17 protein-coding genes are annotated in these 16,290 nt (G+C 66.3%); 9 read left to right on the top strand and 8 right to left on the bottom strand.

Annotated elements, in window-relative coordinates:
* The first annotated feature begins 208 nt into the window (after positions 1-208).
* Both ACZ6O0_RS07050 and ACZ6O0_RS07045 read left to right on the top strand, forming a co-directional pair.
* Positions 209-973, top strand: coding sequence for a hypothetical protein (locus ACZ6O0_RS07050; RefSeq protein WP_465764075.1), 765 nt, complete (start codon positions 209-211; stop codon positions 971-973).
* A 244-nt stretch (positions 974-1,217) separates the two neighbouring features.
* The gene (locus ACZ6O0_RS07045; RefSeq protein WP_465763892.1) at positions 1,218-1,529 is read left to right on the top strand and encodes a GlsB/YeaQ/YmgE family stress response membrane protein; all 312 of its coding nucleotides are present in this window, start codon (positions 1,218-1,220) and stop codon (positions 1,527-1,529) included.
* Between the two features lie 772 nt (positions 1,530-2,301).
* Here the strand turns inward: ACZ6O0_RS07045 and ACZ6O0_RS07040 are convergent.
* Entirely contained in the window at positions 2,302-2,658 is a 357-nt protein-coding gene (locus tag ACZ6O0_RS07040) for a hypothetical protein (protein WP_465763891.1), read from the bottom strand.
* A 714-nt stretch (positions 2,659-3,372) separates the two neighbouring features.
* Between ACZ6O0_RS07040 and ACZ6O0_RS07035 the strand changes: the two genes are divergently transcribed.
* The 4 genes from ACZ6O0_RS07035 to ACZ6O0_RS07020 are packed head-to-tail and all read left to right on the top strand — an operon-like array spanning position 3,373 to position 4,851.
* Positions 3,373-4,209, top strand: coding sequence for a hypothetical protein (locus ACZ6O0_RS07035; protein WP_465763890.1), 837 nt, complete (start codon positions 3,373-3,375; stop codon positions 4,207-4,209).
* Positions 4,210-4,227: 18 nt separating this feature from the next.
* The gene (locus tag ACZ6O0_RS07030) at positions 4,228-4,407 is read left to right on the top strand and encodes a hypothetical protein (RefSeq protein ID WP_465763889.1); all 180 of its coding nucleotides are present in this window, start codon (positions 4,228-4,230) and stop codon (positions 4,405-4,407) included.
* Complete coding sequence (locus ACZ6O0_RS07025; protein WP_465763888.1) at positions 4,404-4,604, top strand: hypothetical protein; 201 nt, start codon at positions 4,404-4,406, stop codon at positions 4,602-4,604. The genes ACZ6O0_RS07030 and ACZ6O0_RS07025 overlap by 4 nt, the downstream gene beginning before the upstream one ends.
* On the top strand, positions 4,585-4,851 hold the full coding sequence (locus ACZ6O0_RS07020; RefSeq protein ID WP_465763887.1) for a hypothetical protein: 267 nt from the start codon (positions 4,585-4,587) through the stop codon (positions 4,849-4,851). The genes ACZ6O0_RS07025 and ACZ6O0_RS07020 overlap by 20 nt, the downstream gene beginning before the upstream one ends.
* Positions 4,852-5,795: 944 nt before the next feature.
* On the opposite strand, the gene ACZ6O0_RS07015 is transcribed toward ACZ6O0_RS07020, so the two are convergent.
* Both ACZ6O0_RS07015 and ACZ6O0_RS07010 read right to left on the bottom strand, forming a co-directional pair.
* A complete protein-coding gene (locus tag ACZ6O0_RS07015) occupies positions 5,796-6,188 on the bottom strand; it encodes a helix-turn-helix domain-containing protein (protein ID WP_465764074.1) in 393 nt (130 codons plus the stop codon).
* Positions 6,189-6,537: 349 nt separating this feature from the next.
* The gene (locus ACZ6O0_RS07010) at positions 6,538-6,930 is read right to left on the bottom strand and encodes a phage integrase central domain-containing protein (protein WP_465763886.1); all 393 of its coding nucleotides are present in this window, start codon (positions 6,928-6,930) and stop codon (positions 6,538-6,540) included.
* Between the two features lie 541 nt (positions 6,931-7,471).
* Between ACZ6O0_RS07010 and ACZ6O0_RS07005 the strand changes: the two genes are divergently transcribed.
* The gene (locus tag ACZ6O0_RS07005; RefSeq protein WP_465764073.1) at positions 7,472-7,726 is read left to right on the top strand and encodes a hypothetical protein; all 255 of its coding nucleotides are present in this window, start codon (positions 7,472-7,474) and stop codon (positions 7,724-7,726) included.
* Positions 7,727-8,102: 376 nt separating this feature from the next.
* On the opposite strand, the gene ACZ6O0_RS07000 is transcribed toward ACZ6O0_RS07005, so the two are convergent.
* The 5 genes from ACZ6O0_RS07000 to ACZ6O0_RS06980 all read right to left on the bottom strand — a co-directional run bounded on the left by ACZ6O0_RS07000 (position 8,103) and on the right by ACZ6O0_RS06980 (position 13,379).
* Positions 8,103-8,573 carry a hypothetical protein gene (locus tag ACZ6O0_RS07000; RefSeq protein ID WP_465763885.1) on the bottom strand — a complete coding sequence of 157 codons (471 nt, stop codon included), beginning with the start codon at positions 8,571-8,573 and terminating at the stop codon, positions 8,103-8,105.
* A gap of 285 nt (positions 8,574-8,858) precedes the next feature.
* Positions 8,859-10,202 carry a glycoside hydrolase family 32 protein gene (locus tag ACZ6O0_RS06995; protein WP_465763884.1) on the bottom strand — a complete coding sequence of 448 codons (1,344 nt, stop codon included), beginning with the start codon at positions 10,200-10,202 and terminating at the stop codon, positions 8,859-8,861.
* Positions 10,199-11,044 carry a carbohydrate ABC transporter permease gene (locus tag ACZ6O0_RS06990; protein WP_465763883.1) on the bottom strand — a complete coding sequence of 282 codons (846 nt, stop codon included), beginning with the start codon at positions 11,042-11,044 and terminating at the stop codon, positions 10,199-10,201. The genes ACZ6O0_RS06995 and ACZ6O0_RS06990 overlap by 4 nt, the downstream gene beginning before the upstream one ends.
* Positions 11,041-11,973, bottom strand: coding sequence for a carbohydrate ABC transporter permease (locus ACZ6O0_RS06985; protein ID WP_465763882.1), 933 nt, complete (start codon positions 11,971-11,973; stop codon positions 11,041-11,043). The genes ACZ6O0_RS06990 and ACZ6O0_RS06985 overlap by 4 nt, the downstream gene beginning before the upstream one ends.
* Complete coding sequence (locus ACZ6O0_RS06980) at positions 11,973-13,379, bottom strand: ABC transporter substrate-binding protein (protein ID WP_465763881.1); 1,407 nt, start codon at positions 13,377-13,379, stop codon at positions 11,973-11,975. The genes ACZ6O0_RS06985 and ACZ6O0_RS06980 overlap by 1 nt, the downstream gene beginning before the upstream one ends.
* A gap of 164 nt (positions 13,380-13,543) precedes the next feature.
* On the opposite strand from ACZ6O0_RS06980, the gene ACZ6O0_RS06975 reads away from it, so the two are divergent.
* On the top strand, positions 13,544-14,623 hold the full coding sequence (locus ACZ6O0_RS06975) for a LacI family DNA-binding transcriptional regulator (protein WP_465763880.1): 1,080 nt from the start codon (positions 13,544-13,546) through the stop codon (positions 14,621-14,623).
* Positions 14,620-16,059 carry a glycoside hydrolase gene (locus tag ACZ6O0_RS06970; RefSeq protein ID WP_465763879.1) on the top strand — a complete coding sequence of 480 codons (1,440 nt, stop codon included), beginning with the start codon at positions 14,620-14,622 and terminating at the stop codon, positions 16,057-16,059. The genes ACZ6O0_RS06975 and ACZ6O0_RS06970 overlap by 4 nt, the downstream gene beginning before the upstream one ends.
* Positions 16,060-16,290 lie beyond the last annotated feature (231 nt).

Raw genomic sequence — 16,290 nt, 5'->3', positions numbered from 1 at the left:
ACCACGCCAGCCGAACCTGTACGACGTTCCCTTGCTTGCCTTTGGTGATCCTCGGCGCTAAGTCGGTCGGAGTCCTGGATCTTCGGACCCGGGTTCTGATCTCTGGGTGGTGAGGCGACTGTCGAGGTCATGAAGATGACACGAGAACCGGCGACCGCCTGATCGGAATTCCGTTCCGACGATTGCCGAGCGCCGCCGGTTGCTCGAGGTGAATCGGGCCGCGGCGAGGTTCTTCCGCCGAGAGTTGCTTCAGGCAAAGAAGGGCTGGGCGCGCGACCACCTGATGCGTGCGGGCGCGGGCGAGCTTCTGGACCCAAGTTCGGCATGGTCAGTTGGATATGCCCCGGACGCCGGGTCGCGGCTAGTGGATCATCTGAGAGCGCGAGGTTTCAACCTCGAAAGCGTGCGGAACGCCGGACTGGGACTTCTGAACCCAGAGGGACTAACCGTTGATCGGTTTCGTGATCAGGTGATCTTCACGGCACGGAACGACGAGTTGCAGACTGTCGGGTTCGTCGGTGTCCGCGCCTCGACGTCGCCGTACTATGCGACCTCGCCTGCTACGCAGGTGCACCGCCGGTCGAACAGTCTTGTCGGTGTTGCCGAACAGTTGGACCTCCTGTTGGAGGGCGCAGTGCCAGTGCTGGTGAACGACCCGTTGGACGCGGTCGCGATCGAGAGGCTCAGTCGACTCACAATGGGTAGATGGGCTGGGATTCCCTTGTGCGGCTCTCTGCTGTCCGCCGAGCAGGCACGGATCCTCAGCCGGTATGTCGCCACCGACTCGGCAATCGTCGTACTGACAGACCGTGCGGATGGACAACGAGCTGCGATCGGATTCCTGGACGACCTGTCGCGCGTCTTCCCACGCGTGTGGGCGGTCGAACTGCTGCTCGCCGAGCACATTGTCGAGGTCCAAGGATGGCCGACAGCGCTTGCACGACGATCTCCTGCTCACACGACCTTTGGCTGACTACAGCAGCCGCCGAAGACGACAACGCCGGCCCAACGCCTTACTGGCCGCCGATGTGGAGCCGCTCGACCACGGTCCTGCGCTGTAAGCAGTCCCGTCGGATTGGCCGTGAGGCCCAGGCTCGGCACGGACCGTCGGTGGCGCCGGCGTCTGCTCGTGCGGGTCTCGACCGAACCACCCCTACCCGACCAAGACCTGCGACGCCGGGTTTGTGGCTTGGGCACCGGCTGATAGCTGCGGTCAGATGACCTCGGCGATTCGGAGCTACAAGGGGAACGGAACCATGGAGATCATCGGAGTCATCGTCGCCGGCATCATCATCGGCGTGCTCGGAAAGTTCGTCGCGCCGGGCGACAAGGACAACATCCCGATCTGGCTCACCATCCTGTGCGGAATCGGCGGAGTGATCATCGGATGGTTCGTCTACACCGCGTTCGGCGGCAACGGCAGCCCGGGCATCGACTGGGTGCGCTGGCTCGTCGCGATCGCGATCTCGGCCATCCTGGTCGTCATCGCATCCACGATGACCGGCCGGAACACCTCGGCGCACCACTGAACACACGACAGACCCGAGCTAGGCACTTGCACGGGACTGCCTTGGACCGATGGTGTCACGATGCAGCGACGCGCTGACCGCTCTGCAATCGCAGTTCAGACAGGAACGGCCCTTCCGGGGCCGTTCCTGCTATCTCTGCTCGTCGTAGGTGATGGTGGCCCGCACCAGCGTGCCCGGCCGGCGGAAAGTTTCGTCGAGCGGCTGTCGCTCCGAGCACGACGACCTCCATCATGCTGACAAGCAGCGGCGGACATGGCTCCCCGGGGGCATCGACGACGCCACCGCACGCACGGCCAGCCTCCTCGACCGTGGTCGACCACGAGCTTCCTGATCCGGGCGGCCACTGGCGCCCAGGCGGCGGCGATAGCGGGAGACGATAGGCCCCTGACCGCCGCAGCACCAACGAGGTCAGCGCGAAAGGTCCGGCGGCCAATCGAGGACATCAGCGCTCGGTGACCGGCCGCTCATCGCCTGCCAAAGCGACCCCACAGTCGTTCGCTGCGGCATGCCCACATCCGGGGCCGACCTGAGGACCGGCCGGAGGATGCTCTGCCGGGGCTGCGGAGTGAAGGCATCCGGACAGTACTCGGAGCGCCTGGCGGTCACGGTCCGGTTCACTCAACTGGGCGGAGGGTCCGCAGGCTTGCGGTTCTGGTGGTAAGGAGCGTCGGCGAGCCCGCGTCGTAGCGACGGCCGGATTGAAAGCCGCCACACTGCTCTGCTGAGGACAGCTGGAATGCGCAAGTTATCGATCGGTGCGGTGGCTCGAGTGCTAGTTCGACATTCCTACTTGGTAGGGGGCCTGAGATCGGTGCCGGGGGATCCAGGCGACGCGGCCGTCCTTGTCGCAGAAGCGGCCGAGCCATTCGCCGTTGTCGCGGATCCAGACGTCGAGCTCGCCGGTGGTCCACTCGGCCCGCTGGACCGGCTGGGCCGGGTCGATCTTGCGGACGGCGTCGGCCGGTCGCGGACCGTGAGCGTCGTACTGGACATCGAGATCGCCGGCTACCCGATGGGCCTCCGTTTCGTCGTCGATACCGATCGCACGCCACCCGTTGACCGCTCCGTCCCAGACGCCGAACCTGTTCGATCCGTCGTCGGACGGGCGCACAGTAGACCGGCCAAGCATGTTTTCAGATTACCGCTTCCTCGAACACATGTTCTAGTCTTGATGGCCCCGGGAGGTGCGCGTGCCAATCCGTGCCGGCGTCACGGGTATGTACAGGCGAGAGATTCAGAGTTGCCGCAGACCCGTCCGCACCAGTCCACATGAGGGTGTCGCCCAACCTCGCCTAAGTGTGGACCTGGCTCAGCTCGCGCCTGGTCGACGAACTGGCCTGCGGACCACAGACCGGCCGGGCGCGTTCTCGGGTGTGACGATCGTCGCCAACACGACCACCACAGACTGAGGTCGACGCGTTTCGGTGAGCCGGTATCTGTTCCTCCCGAAGAACCCACGCAGCTAAGGCTGCGACGGAGACAGCTGACGTACCGTTTCCCGGCTGGGAGCTCACCAGGAGGGACGGCGTCACCGAGAGTGATGTCCGCTGCCTGTTCGGGAACGGCTCCGGGGCCCTGGCAGGGCAATCGATCTGGACGAGACACCGGATGCGTTGTCTTCCGACCACGGTGGGTCGATTTGTCGCTGTGCCAGTTTGTGCGTCGGGTCGCCGGGTACCGGCGGAGCGGCTGGGGGCCTGGTATGTGGTCGCGACGATCAGATCAGGGAGGCAGCGACATGGCCAAAACAAGCGCTGCGGGCAAGTTGGTGAAGGCCTGGGGTACGGGGGTCAAGGAGCTACCCCGGAACACGACTTGGCTGCTGTCAAAGGCGTTGACGCCGTTGGAAGCGACGAAGGACGCCGCCGGTAGCGCGACTCAGACCGCGGGCAGCGGCCTCATGGACATCGCTCGCCACGCGGGGGCATCTGTCATGGATGTGTTGCCCGTGGGCGACTCGATCGAACTCAGGCTTCAGCGAGCCAGGGCTGCGGCCGACGAGGCCCAGCAGGCGGAGGAAGAGGCAGTACGCGCGGCCGACGAGGCGAAGGCGCGCAGCGACGAGGCGCGTCACGTCGCCGAACGGTGCCGGGCGTACATCCGTGACGTCGAGCGGGAGCAGGCCGAGGAGGTCGGCGACAAGGTCGCCGAGGCGCGTCGCGAGGCCGATGCGCGCGTCGAGCGGGCCCGAGCCTCGGCGCAGGCCGACGCCGACAAGATGGTGCAACGGGCGAAGGCGGAGGCGGACGACCGGGTCGCGAAGGCCCGTGAGGAGGCCGAGGAGGCGCAGTCGAAGGCGAAGCAGTCGATGGCCGACGCGACCGCCAGCCTGGCAGAGGCCAGGCGGCTGGCCGATGAGGCCACCGAGGCGACGAAGGCCGCTGCTGAGGAAGCCCACCGACAGGCTGCGCAGCTTGCCGCGAACGCCGATCGCGAGGCCAAGAGCGCCGACGAACGCGTCCGCGAGGCGGAACAGGTCCGGTCCCGCGCTGCCGCGCAACGCAAGCACAACGGACCGAATCGCAACGGGCGGAATCAGAGCGCGGCCGATCTCACCGAGATGACCAAGACGGACCTGCTGAACCTTGCCATGGCCGAGGACGTCAAGGGCAGGTCAGCGATGAGCAAGACCGAACTGGTGACCGCCCTCAAACGCTCAACCGGATCGAAGCGGCGATAACGAGGACTGGAGACGATCATGGGACTGTTGCACAGGAAGAGCCGGACCGAGCGGATCGTCGAGCAGATTGCGAGCGGCACGACGAACGCGATGCGCCGTGGTGCTGTGCGCAACAGCCTCGCCGCGGCTGCGGCGGCGCTGGGTGTGAGCGCGGCGAGCGCTGTGGTCTCCTCGCGGCGGGAGAAGGCCAAGAAATGAAGCTGCGCAGTCTGGCAGTGTTCGGCGTGGGGTACGTGCTCGGGGCCAAGGCGGGACGGGAACGCTATGTTCAGATTGTCGAAGCGCTCCAGACCGCGTCGCAGCGGCTCGACGAGGCTCGCCGTGAACGCGGCAAGCCTTCCCGAGCGGGCAGCAACGGACTCGACAGCTATCTGGATGAGAACAGCCGGAACTAGCACGCTCGCCGGCGGCGCCGTCGTCCGCACCTCGCTGGTCGCCCGCCTATTCGGACTGCGGCTCCTGACCGTGCAAGGGACGGTTGTGCTGTTGCCGGTTTCGTTCGGCGCCCTGCCGGTGGACACCGCTCGCACTACAGCCCACATGGATACCCAGTCCCTCAACACCGGGATAGGGGCACGGCTGGGCACGTCGGCCCAGTTGCTCGAGGAAAGCATCGACGATCTGCGGTCACTGGACCACTGAATGAGCGACCCGGAGCTGGCGACGACCTTTTCGTCCAGGAAGTTCGGGTGTGCTTTCGCTCGCCACCCGCCTCGCGGGATCGATGGGCCCGGTCCCGCAGACGCCAAGCCGCCCTCGGCCTGACCCCCATCGAGTACGAAGCAATCATGATCCCACCTGCCGGATGGGCTGCGTGACCGAAACTGTCACCTACTCGTGCAGCAGGCCCGGATGACCATACTTGCCTCGTTATATCAACCTGGGCCTGGCGAGCCGGCGTCGACATCGGCGTAGTCGCGCTTCGCTGTCCGCGGCACGTGCGAGTGTTCGCGCGGCTGGCCTGAGAGGATCCGCCCTATGCTCGGCGAACAGCATGATCTGCCGCGCCGGGCGCGTGTTGCATGGGCTCATGCGGGGATGGTGATCGTGGCATTCGGTGAGCTGGAGGTGAACACCGTGGAGTCGAACGACGGGCTGACTGGTCAACAGTCGTGGGGGTCGAGCCGGTGCCGGTGTCATCGATAGTCAGTGAAGCTGGCCCTGGTCCGGTCCAGACAGGCCGGGTCGGGAGGTAGACGCTCGACGAGTTCGTTGACCCCGGGGTGGAGCGGCATGAGCTCGGCCTTCCCGCCCTTCAGAGTGCCGGCGGCCAGGTCCGGCCCCCGACGTAGTGGCGGTCGGCGTCGTTCGCGCTGCAGACACCGGACACGCATAGCGGCGTCGGTGAAAGCAGCTCAAATACCGGACGTCGCGGGACGTCGCGGACGGGGCGAGCATCGCGCGACCTGGTCCACCGTCAGCACGCGGGCCGAGCCCGAGCGGCCGCCCCGGTGGATCTTGGGGCGGTGGTCGTCGATCGAGATGGAGGAGACGACCGGAAGTCCCGAGCTGGCGGCGTAGCGGCAGAGGCGCTGGCCTCGGACTCCAGCCGCAATTCAGAGCAGGCCGGGGTTCTCGAAAGCTTGCTAGAGGGCCTGGGCGGCGGCTGGGTTGGCGGATTGGCGGGCTAGGTAGATGTCTTGGGTGATGGAGACCTTGGCTTGGCCTAGTTGGTCGGCCATTTGGCGGGCGGTGTGGCCGGCCTGGACCAGGGCGGTGGCGGTGGTTTTGCGGAGGGCGTGGGAGCGGATCCAGGTGAGCTTGTCGGATTCGGCGGGTTGGGTGGCGTCGTGGACTTGGGCGAGCAAGCTCTGCAGATGGTCGAGTCTGACGCCGTACACCGCCACGAGTGTGGCGACCAGCTCGTGGTCGACCTTGATGCGGCCGGTCTCGATGAGTTCGATCCTGGTCTGGGGCCACTGCAGGCCGTCGGCGACCTGTTTGCGGGTCATGCCGGCTTCGCGGCGGAGGGCTCGCAGGCTGAGGCCTGGGTCCCGGCGGGCGGTGCTTCCGACGGGGGAGAGGGCGGTGCGGAGGGCGCGGCGGGTGTTGGAGGGGGCGCGGTAGCCGCCGAGGGTGTCGGCGAAGACGGGTCGTCGAGGCGGATGCCGGCGGCGTGACGGCTGCGGAGCATCGCGATGGCCCAGTTGGGTAGGTGGAGGACGCGTTCGCCGGCCTTAGTCTTGGTACTTTTGCGGATGAGACGTTCGGCCTTGATGCGGGCGATGGTGTGGGTGATTTCGACTGTGCCTGCTTCGGGGTCGACTTGGGACCAGAGGACGGCGAGGGCTTCGCCGATGCGGACGCCGGTGCCGAGCATGAAGGTGGTCAGGTCGGGAAGGTCGGCTTGGACGCCCGTTCGTCGGCGGCGAGGCTTTTGCGGAGGAGGGTGACCTCTTCGCCGGTGAGGGCGCGGGGTGGGTTCTTGGGTGCGGCTTCGATGGCGTCGACTTCGCGGACGGGGTTGACGGTGAGGGCGCCGTAGCGGACGGCGAGTTTCATGGCGCCGGAGATGATGGCGCGGCAGGTCCTGGCGGTGGCGGCGCCGGCGGTGGTTTTGATCTTGGTGAGGACGGTGTCGATGCGTGGCGTGCTGCCTTCGCCAATGCGGAGTTCGCCGAGCGCGGGGCGGACATGGTTCTTAAGGGATCGTCGGTAGGTGTCCAGCGATGTCCGGGACCGTTTGCCGTCGACGACCAGGCCCTCGAATCTTTCTCCCACAGGTCGAGGAGGTGGTTGATTTTGTGCGTCGCGGTGAGTTCGCCGGACTGGTTGGTCTTGGCGCGGTCCTGGAGTTTCTTGAGTAGGGCGTGCTCCGCGGCTGATTTGTTCTTGCCGAACGCGGTCACGTCGCGGACGTAGCCGTCGTGGTCGCGGAAGTTGGCTTCGACAAGTAGCGGATCGGCCTGCCCTTCGCGTCGGTCCTCTCGACGCGGGAGATGCTTCCCCAGGTTCCGACGGGCGGTGGTGGCCTCGACCTGTCAGGCCTCCAACCTTTGTGATGGTCGGCTGCTCAACGCCTGGTCCGGTGGAGACTCCGCGAAGGTGAGAATGGTGCGAAACGATGTGATGTGACGCACAGTCACGATCAGATGAAGATGGTTCGACCGCTTAACGAGAGGCCGCGACGCGGCAGTCGACGCTGCTCGGGCCAAAGAGGGACGTAAAGGGACGCAGCAGACACGAAGAAGCCCAGGGCACTATCGTGACCTGGGCTGTTGTGCGCCGCCAGGGACTCGAACCCCGAACCCGCTGATCCCGAATCGATGACGACTTCCGGTATCACGACGTGCTTCACCTTAGCGGGGCAACGGTCCGGTCGGTCATCGTCAGCTGCTTGCTCGTCGGGTGCCATCGCGGGAGCCGGACTGAGTTCGAGGAGGCGGAGGACTGTGGTCGCGCCATCGCAATCGAGGACGGCGTCTCCGCCCGGTGTTCTCCAACGAGGCAATGGTATGGCTGCCTGGAGAGCGTCTCGAGAATGATTGCGAACTCCTCACGATCATCGTCCAGATGACCGCTTGGAGGTCGGCGCTCTGCAGGGCCGCCGACGGGAGCACGCCACCTCGACCGGCTCCTAAGCTTGGTGGGCGCACAGGGAATGGAAGGTTGGAGACCGATTTGCCGGCGGGAGACGCAGACCTGCTCGAGCAGGAATTCAGCGAGGCGGGGTAGCGATAGCTGGCTCTCTAAGCGTGAGCTGGAGGCATGGCACCGTGAGGGGCGCTCTAACCATGGCCGGGTCGTGCCCGTGGTGAGACGGCAGCCGTGGGGGAGCGCTGGTGCTGCGCGTCAGCTCAACCACCATCAGCGTCGCCAGCACGAACCAGACCTGCTCGATCAGGAAGTCAAGGCCCTGCTGCTCTGAGCGTCTTCAGCGTTCGAACAGCGTGTCAGGCGAGAAAGTCGACGCGGTGTTCGTGACCGTCGAAGGTGAACGTGTCACCGACTCGCAGACCCTCGAGCGACGCGTATAGCGGTGAATCGGGCGAGATCCCTTCGTAGGTGACACCGTCGCACTCGAACGCCGCGGCCACGACACCGACAACATAACGAGAGCCACCGAAGCCGACGAGCGCTCCTGGAGCTACGGCGGTCTTGACTCCGAAGTCGAGATCCTCGATCCGGGTCAGGGTGTCTCTTTGCCGCTCCTCGACCCCCTCGAACAGCCTCCCCAGCTCACTTGCTTCGTCGGACTGGGACTGGTCGTCAACTGAGTACGACGAGTCTGGGTCAAGGTCTGCAGCGGACTCCTGTCCTGCGACGCTCGCGCGCGACGACCGGAGCTCGGCCTCGGCCTGAGCAATCAGCGCGCCATGGACTCGCTGTTTGGCGACTTCATCCATCGCAGCCGGCTCGCTCATCGACGGTCCTTCCCCTTGGCGACACTCCCCCAACCGTCCCACAGCCACGCTGTCACTTGCCACAGTACGTATCTGGGCTGCCGCGACATGGACGGGATGGCGCTCCACGACCAGTTTTGTCGTGTGTGACGACTGTCGATCTCGTCAGTGGGATCAGCTCGCGACACACAGCATCGTGAGCTGATGACGATCTACTTCACCGCACCCAACGGTGGCGGCGATGCTCACGGCAGCAGGTCGCGAAGGCCGTGGCCGGCCCGGGGATCGGCGCGGCATGGGGTGGGGTCAAGGGGCGAGTGGCCAGTAACGGGCGTTGAGCGGGGCTTCGATCCTCCAGTGAGGTCGGGTCGGATAGATTCGGGTGCTGAGTACGCGGCCGGCGCTGGTGAAGACCTCGACCACCGAGCCGTCGATGAAGATCCGGGCTGCCGGGCGGGCCGAGGCCTGATCGAAGGCGGTGGTTGCCTGCATTCGTCCTTCGTGGGTCTCTGGGTCGACGCCGGCCTCGCTGCGGTCGATCGTGAGGGTGCCGGCCGCCGCGTCCAGTTCGATCTCGAGACGTTCGTGGTCGTCGAAGTGAACGACGACCCGGCCCGATCCTTCCGGTACCACGATCTCGCACTGCGGGCCTGTCGAGACGCCGTCGGCGGCTGATCCGGAGCCGGTGCGCAGGGTGTCGACGGTCGGGACCGGTGCGCTGCGGAGTGAGCTGTCCTCGCCGAGCCAGACGACTCGGGGGAGTGAGATGACGCCGGCCCACCCGTCGGTCCACTCCGGCTGGTCACGTCCTTCGGTCAGCCATCCGAACAGCAGCGACCCGAATCGGCTGTCGCGCAATGCCGACGCCGCATAGAAGTTGGTCCCGCAGTCGACACGCTGCAGACTCGTCGGCGTCTCGACGTCGAACGACAACACCTTGTTCGGACCACCTTCGGGTGACCAGGACGACACGACGGCGATCCGGCGACCGTCGAGGGTGAGTACCTGAGGACATTCCCAGGCAGCTCCGGTGTCTTCGCCACCCGCGTGGCTTCGAGGAAGTTCTGCGAGTGCACCCTGGTCTGTCCAGTCTCGCAGGTCGGCCGATCGGTACAGCCGGATGCTCGCTCCGCGATCGGCGTACCCGACGCCGACGGCCATCCACCACGCCTGGTCCTCATGCCAGACGAACGGGTCGCGGAACATGATCGCCTGCTCGGAAGGCAACGGGTCGGGGATCACCTGGTGGGGACGACCGAACGTGCTGCCGCCGTCGTCGGAGACTGCGGTGATCACGGACTGGTAGGGCCGGCCCTTGATCAGGCCTGAGTAGAAGGCATGGATCCGGTCACCGTCCCGGACGGTGTTGCCGGACCAGCAGCCGTCGCGGTCCGGCCCGTCGGGCACCGGGGCCATCGCGGGCCGGTGCAGGGTCCAGCGCACGTAGTCGGTGGAGGTCGCGTGCCCCCATTCGACGGGCACGTCCAGATCGAGCGTCGGGCGTGACTGGAAGTACAGGTGAGCCAGCTGACCTGTCTCGATCGGACCGTTCGGGTCGTTGACATATCCGCGGGGCGGCCGGAGGTGGTAGCCGGGGCGGTGGTGTGCCGCCGTACGGGCGATCCGGGGCGCGGACTGGGTTCGGGTCACCGTGATGCTCCTGCCGTGATGCCTGCGATGAAGTACCTCTGCGCGACGATGAACAGCACGACGCTCGGCAGGATGGCGAGGATCACGCCGGCCAGCACCACCGAGATCGATCCGGTGCCCAGGTTCCCCTGCAGGCCGACCAGCCCGAGTGGCAACGTGAAGTTGTCCTGGGTCTGTAGGAAGATCAGCGGGCGGTAGAACTCCGCCCAGAAGCCGGAGAAGTTCAGGATCGCGAGGGTGGCGATCGCCGGGCCTGCCATCTTGGCGTAGATCAGCAGGAAGGTCTGGAAGTGGCTCGCGCCGTCGATGCGGGCCGCTTCGCCCAGTTCCTTGGGCATCTGGAGGAAGTACTGCCGCATCAGGAACGTGCCGAACGCGCTGCCCAGCGCCGACACCACCAAGGACATCGGACTGTCCGAGAGTCCGAGGTACCGGATGATCACGAACACCGGGATGATGATCGTCTGCAGCGGGACCATCATGGTTGCGAGGAAGATCGCGAAGATCACTGAGCGGCCGGGGAAGCTGATCATCGCGAAGGCGTAGCCGGACAGCGTGCAGGTGATGGTCTGGCCGATCACGATCAGCCCGGTGACCAGCACACTGTTGACGAAGAACCGGCCGATCGGGATCCGGTCGAACACCGCGCTGTAGTTGGAGAAGTCCGGGTGCAGCGGGATCCACTGCGGTGGGTTGCTGAACGCCTCGGCCGGCGTACGCAACGACGTGGTCACCGTCCAGAGGAGCGGGCCGAGGGCAATCATCGCCGCGACGATCAGTACCGCGATGCCCGCGATCCTTCCGGTCCGGGCGATCATCCCGGTCTGGTGCATTGTGCTCATTGATAGAACACCAACTTCCGTGCCGCGAGGAACTGCAACCCCGTGATGGCCAGGATCGCCGCCAGCAGGATGATGGCGATCGCCGAGCCGTACCCGAACTGCAGGTTCTGGAACCCCTTCTGGTACATGGCGATCGTCACCGTCGTGGTCGCCGAGCCCGGGCCGCCCTTGGTCATGATGTACGGCTGGTCGAACAGTTGCATCGCGTTGATCAGGGCAACCACCGCGGCGAACAGGATGGTCGGACTGATGAGCGGGACCTTGATCCGGAACAGGGTACGCACGGCCCCGGCGCCGTCGATCTGCGCGGCCTCGAGGACATCCGTGGGCACCGACATCAAGGCGGCGACGAAGAGGACGAACGTGAACCCGGCCTGCTGCCAGACGGTGATCAGCACGATGGTGGTGGCCGCGCCGAGCCCGCTGGTCAGCCAGGGCACGTTCGAGATCCCGAGCAGCCCGAGGTAGTAGTTGACGACCCCGAACTTGTAGTCGAACAGGTAACCCATGAAGATCGACACGGCGGCTGTCGACGCCAGCAGGGGCAGGTAGAACGCGGTCCGGAAGAGGGTTCGCACCCACACCAGTTCGCGTTGGTTGACCAGGACCGCCAGCCCGAGGCCGATGGTCAGCTGGAGTACGACGATGGCGAGCGACATCCCGAGCGTCACGCCGAAGGACTTGAGCACCGGTCCGTCGGAGAACAGGCGCTGGTAGTTCTTCAGTCCGACGAACTGCGGTTGCGAGATGACGTCCCAGGAGAAGAACGACAACCCCAGCGAGGCGACGATGGGGATGGCTGTGAACACTGCGACGAACAGCACCGACAGTCCGATCATCGCGAAGCCGAACGGGGCCTCCCGATGCGCGGAGGGATGCCCGTGCCGCTTCGTGATGGCGGCCTGTACCTCTGCGGTGGCGGCGGACATCAGCTCGTCTCCGCGGCCTTCTCGAGGTCGGCCTGCAGTCCGTCCAGGGCGGCCTTGGCGTTGCCGGAGGAGATCGCCTCGGTGGTCCGCTGGTTGAGCGCCGTTGCGAGGGCGTTGTAGTACGGCGGCGCCGGGATCGGCGCCGTCTCGGGGTGCTTGGTCAGCGTGTCGTAGAACACCGACCAGTGCTTCGGGCCGGTCTTCGCGTACCGCTCGGCCGTCACCAGGGACTTGCGGCCAGGGGTGGTCACGTTTCCGGGGAAGACCAGATCGAACGACTCCGGCTCTACCAGCAGTTTCAGGACCTCCCAGGCGAGATCCTTCTTCTTCGAGGACTTGAAGATGGCGTAGCCGCCCGCACCGAACAGGTGCCGTTGGCTCTTCCACTTCGGGAACATCGTGACGTCGAAGCTGCCGTTCTTCATCCCCGCGTTGGTCAGGCCGCCGGCCCAGAACCCGCCACCGATCGACATGCCGATCCGGTTCGAGGCGAACAGACCCTGGAGCGTGCCGCCCCCACCGACGTCGGGCGACGGCGACAATCCCTTCTTGGTCAGCTGGATCATATAGTCGAGCGCCTCGACGGTGCCCTCGGAGTTGGCGGTAGGTGCACCCCACTTCCAGCCACCCTTACGGCCCACCGCGGCGGGGTTGCCGGCGTACGCCTTGTTCCACAGCCAGTCGCCGCCGTCGTACTTGCCCTCCTCCAGGAGATTGGCGTTGTTGGCGTACATGAACGATGTCCAGCTTCCCCACAGCCGGACGACCCAGCCGAAGGCGTTGATGCCCTTGAACTTGGCGATCTTCGTCGCGGCCGACTCGAAGTCCTCGAGCGTCCAGTCCTCGCTCGGCGGCGCGACCCCGGCCCGCTGGAACAGGCCCGTGCTGTAGAACATGTTCCCGGCGTTGAAGCTGTCCGGCAGCTCCCACAGGTGCCCCTGGTACATCATCGACTCGATCAGCGCCGGGTGGATGTCGGCGAAGTAGCTCTTCAGCGCGCCGAGGTCCTTGGTGACGTAGTCGTCGAGCGGGATCGCCAGTTCCTTCGACGCCATCAACTGCAGGCCCTCGGTGGCGACGCTGATGATGTCCGGTGGGGTACCGGCCGCGATCTGGGTGAGCACCTTGGCGAGGAAGTCGTTCCAGTCGGTGCCGTTGATCGCGGAGATCTCGAACGTGATGGTGGAGTCCAGCTTGCTGATCTGCGGCTGCAGCCGGTTCTGCAGCTGGGTCGCCTGGGCCTGCTCGCCGAAGTACAGCATCTTGAGCGTCTTCGACGACGAGCCGCCGCCACTGTTGCCGCACGCGGCCAGATCGGCCAGCGCTGCCAGCCCGAGCCCGCCTGCCCCGGCCTTCAGCAGGGTCCGGCGAGCGATCCCGCCGCCAGGTGAATGGATGCCTGTCATGGTCTGCCTCCCTTGACCGCTGGGCGGCCCGGCGTGCCACCCAATACGTATTGACCGGCGACGGTAGCAGCGGTGTACGGTGGTACGCAATACGTATTGGCCCGCGCTGTGGTATTGAATTGGTGCGACCGCGGCGACGACGCCGCTCACCGTGAAGGGGGACCATGGCGAAGCAACCGGCCGACCGGCCGAAGCGCGTCACGATGACCGATGTCGCGCGCCGCGCTGGCGTGTCCCAACCCACGGTCTCGTTCGTCCTGAACGACCGCCGCGACGTCGCGGTGGCCGAGGACACCAGGCGGCGAGTGCTCGAGGCCGCGGCCGAGCTCGACTTCGTGCCCAACCGGGCGGCCCAGTCGCTGCGGTCGAACCGGTCGTTCACGGTTGGTGTCGTGACCAGCGGGATCGTCTCCCAGCCGTACGCCGGCCTGATCGTGCTCGGTCTCCAGCAGGTCGTCCAACCCGCCGGCTACGTGTGCATGGTCGTCGACACGACGGGCGACCCGGAGCAAGGCGACGCCGCCGTGGCGAGCCTGGTGGGGCAGGGGGTCGCGGCGATCGTGTACGCGTCGCTCGAGCCCAAGCCGCTGCATCGCAGCCCGCGGCTCGACGGGATCCGGACGATCTTCGTCAACTGCTGGCCGGAGGAGGGCCGAGCCGACACCGTCCTGCTGGCCGACGAGTACGCCGGTGGTCGTGCCGCCGCTGCGTCGGTGTTCGACCGCGGGCATCGCGAGGTGGCGTTCCTGGGCGGTCCGCGGAGCGACTATGCCTGCAAGGAACGCCGGCGCGGTTTCGCCGACGCCGCCCGGTCGGCGGGTCTGCGTCCGGCTGATCTCGTGCATCGGTACGGCAACTACCAGATCGGATCGGGTTACGACCTGGCGACCGAGGTGGTGACCGAGCACGCGCCGACCGCGCTGGTCTGCGGGAACGACCGGATGGCGATCGGGGCGATGCTGGCTCTGCACGCCATGGGCCTGGAGTGTCCGGGGGACGTCAGCATCGTCGGCTTCGACGATCAGCCGGATGTCGCGGACCAGGTCCGGCCAGGGCTGACCACTGCGGCGTTGCCGCACCTGATGTTGGGTCGCCGGGCCGGTGAACTGGTGCTGGGCGAGCCGGACGGCGCGCCCGAGCGGGTCATCGTCGAGTGTGAGCTGATCGAGCGGGAGTCGGTCGGCGACCCGCCACGGCGGCGCCCGCGACCACGCTCCGCTTCGGCGGCGAGGCGCCGTACGTGAGCGGCATCCACTGGCGTCCTGACCGCGGTTGGGTCGGTGATGTCATCCCGTTCAGCTACGCGGGCCGGATCTGGCTGTTCTACCTGCTGGACGAGCGGCCGGACGATCCGGCCGCGGGGGCGAGCGGAATGCCTTGGGCGCTGGTGTCGACCACGGATTTCGTCGACTACACCGACCACGGGGTCGTGCTGCCCGGAGGAGACAAGGACGACGTCGACTTCGACTGCTACACGGGGAGCGTGATCGCGGACGGCGATCGGCTGCATCTGTTCTACACGGGTCACAATCCGCGCAACCGCACATCCAGGGGCTCGGTGCAGGTGGTGTGCCACGCGACCAGCGATGGTGATCCGACGCGGTGGACCAAACATCCAGAACACACCTTCGGCGCCCCGGCGGGCTACCTGCCCGAGGACTGGCGTGACCCGTTCGTGTTCCGGGTAACTCCGGATCAGCCGTGGCAAATGGTGCTGGCGGCACGCGACTCCGATGGACCGGATCGGCGGTGCGGCGTCGTCGCCCGACTCACGTCGCCTGATTTGGTGCGTTGGACGATCGCGGAGCCGCTGTGGCAGCCGCACCGGTTCATCACCCAGGAATGTCCCGATGTCTTCCAATGGGGCGACTGGTGGTACCTCGTGTACTCCGAGTTCACCGACGCGTTCCAGACGCGCTACCGGGTCGCCCGCCGGCCGGACGGTCCGTGGCTGTGTCCCAGCCGCGACACAGTTGACGGGCGCGCGTTCTACGCGGCGAAGTCGGTCGACCATCAAGCACGGCGGTTCTTCATCGGCTGGATCCCCACAAAACGAGGGGAATCCGATGCGGGGGAGTGGGAGTGGGCCGGCTCGCTGGCGGTGCTGGAGGCGTACCAGGAGGATGACGGCAGTCTCACGTTCGGATTCCCCGCGGAGATCCTTGCAGCACACACCGAGCCACGCCCGGTCACCTTGACGCCTTTCGACGGTGCCGCATCCGAGCCTGGTCAAGGGGCGGTCGATCGGTACGCCGCCTGGATCGGCGACTCGCTGCCAGATCGATGCATGATCGAGCTCACGGTTGACGTTGCCCAGGGCACCCATGCGTTCGGCCTACTGCTGCACTCCAGTGCCGACGGCGAGGAAGGCGCGATCGTCCGGGTTGAGCCACAACGAGACCGGATCGTGTTCGACCGCTGGCCGCGAGGGCGGACCGGCCAGGCCCAGTGGCAGGTCGAAGGCGACGTCCCGCATGCGCTCGAACTCGAACGTCCCTGCTCGCTTCCGCCCGGCCGCCACACCGTCCAGATCCTGCTCGACGCGACCAGCGGCCAGGTCGTCGTCGATCACCGGGTCTCTTTGAGCTTCCGCTCGTACGACCACCGCGCCGGTCGCCTAGGCCTGTTCGTCACCGACGGCACCGTCAACATGGTCGATCTCACCGTCGCAGAACGCTAACCGCACCGAGAAGCCTCAGCTCGACACGAAGTCTCAGTGGATCCCGGTCCTCACGCCGATCAGCGTCGCAGGCGGCAATCGAAGAGTGCCCCGGGAATCTGCCGAGGCACTCTGCCTAGTTGCTTGTGGTTGAGTCTGGTGCGGTGAGATGGCGCGAGCAGCGTTCCGATGTATGAGGGATCGTTGATGCGAGTCGTTGCGACGCAGTTGCCGTCGACTACGGCGCCTCTA

The sequence above is a fragment of the Kribbella sp. NPDC048837 genome (genome assembly GCF_055586945.1).
The sequence above is the reverse complement of the archived record's forward strand: the minus strand, read 5'-3'. Positions and strand labels throughout refer to the sequence as shown.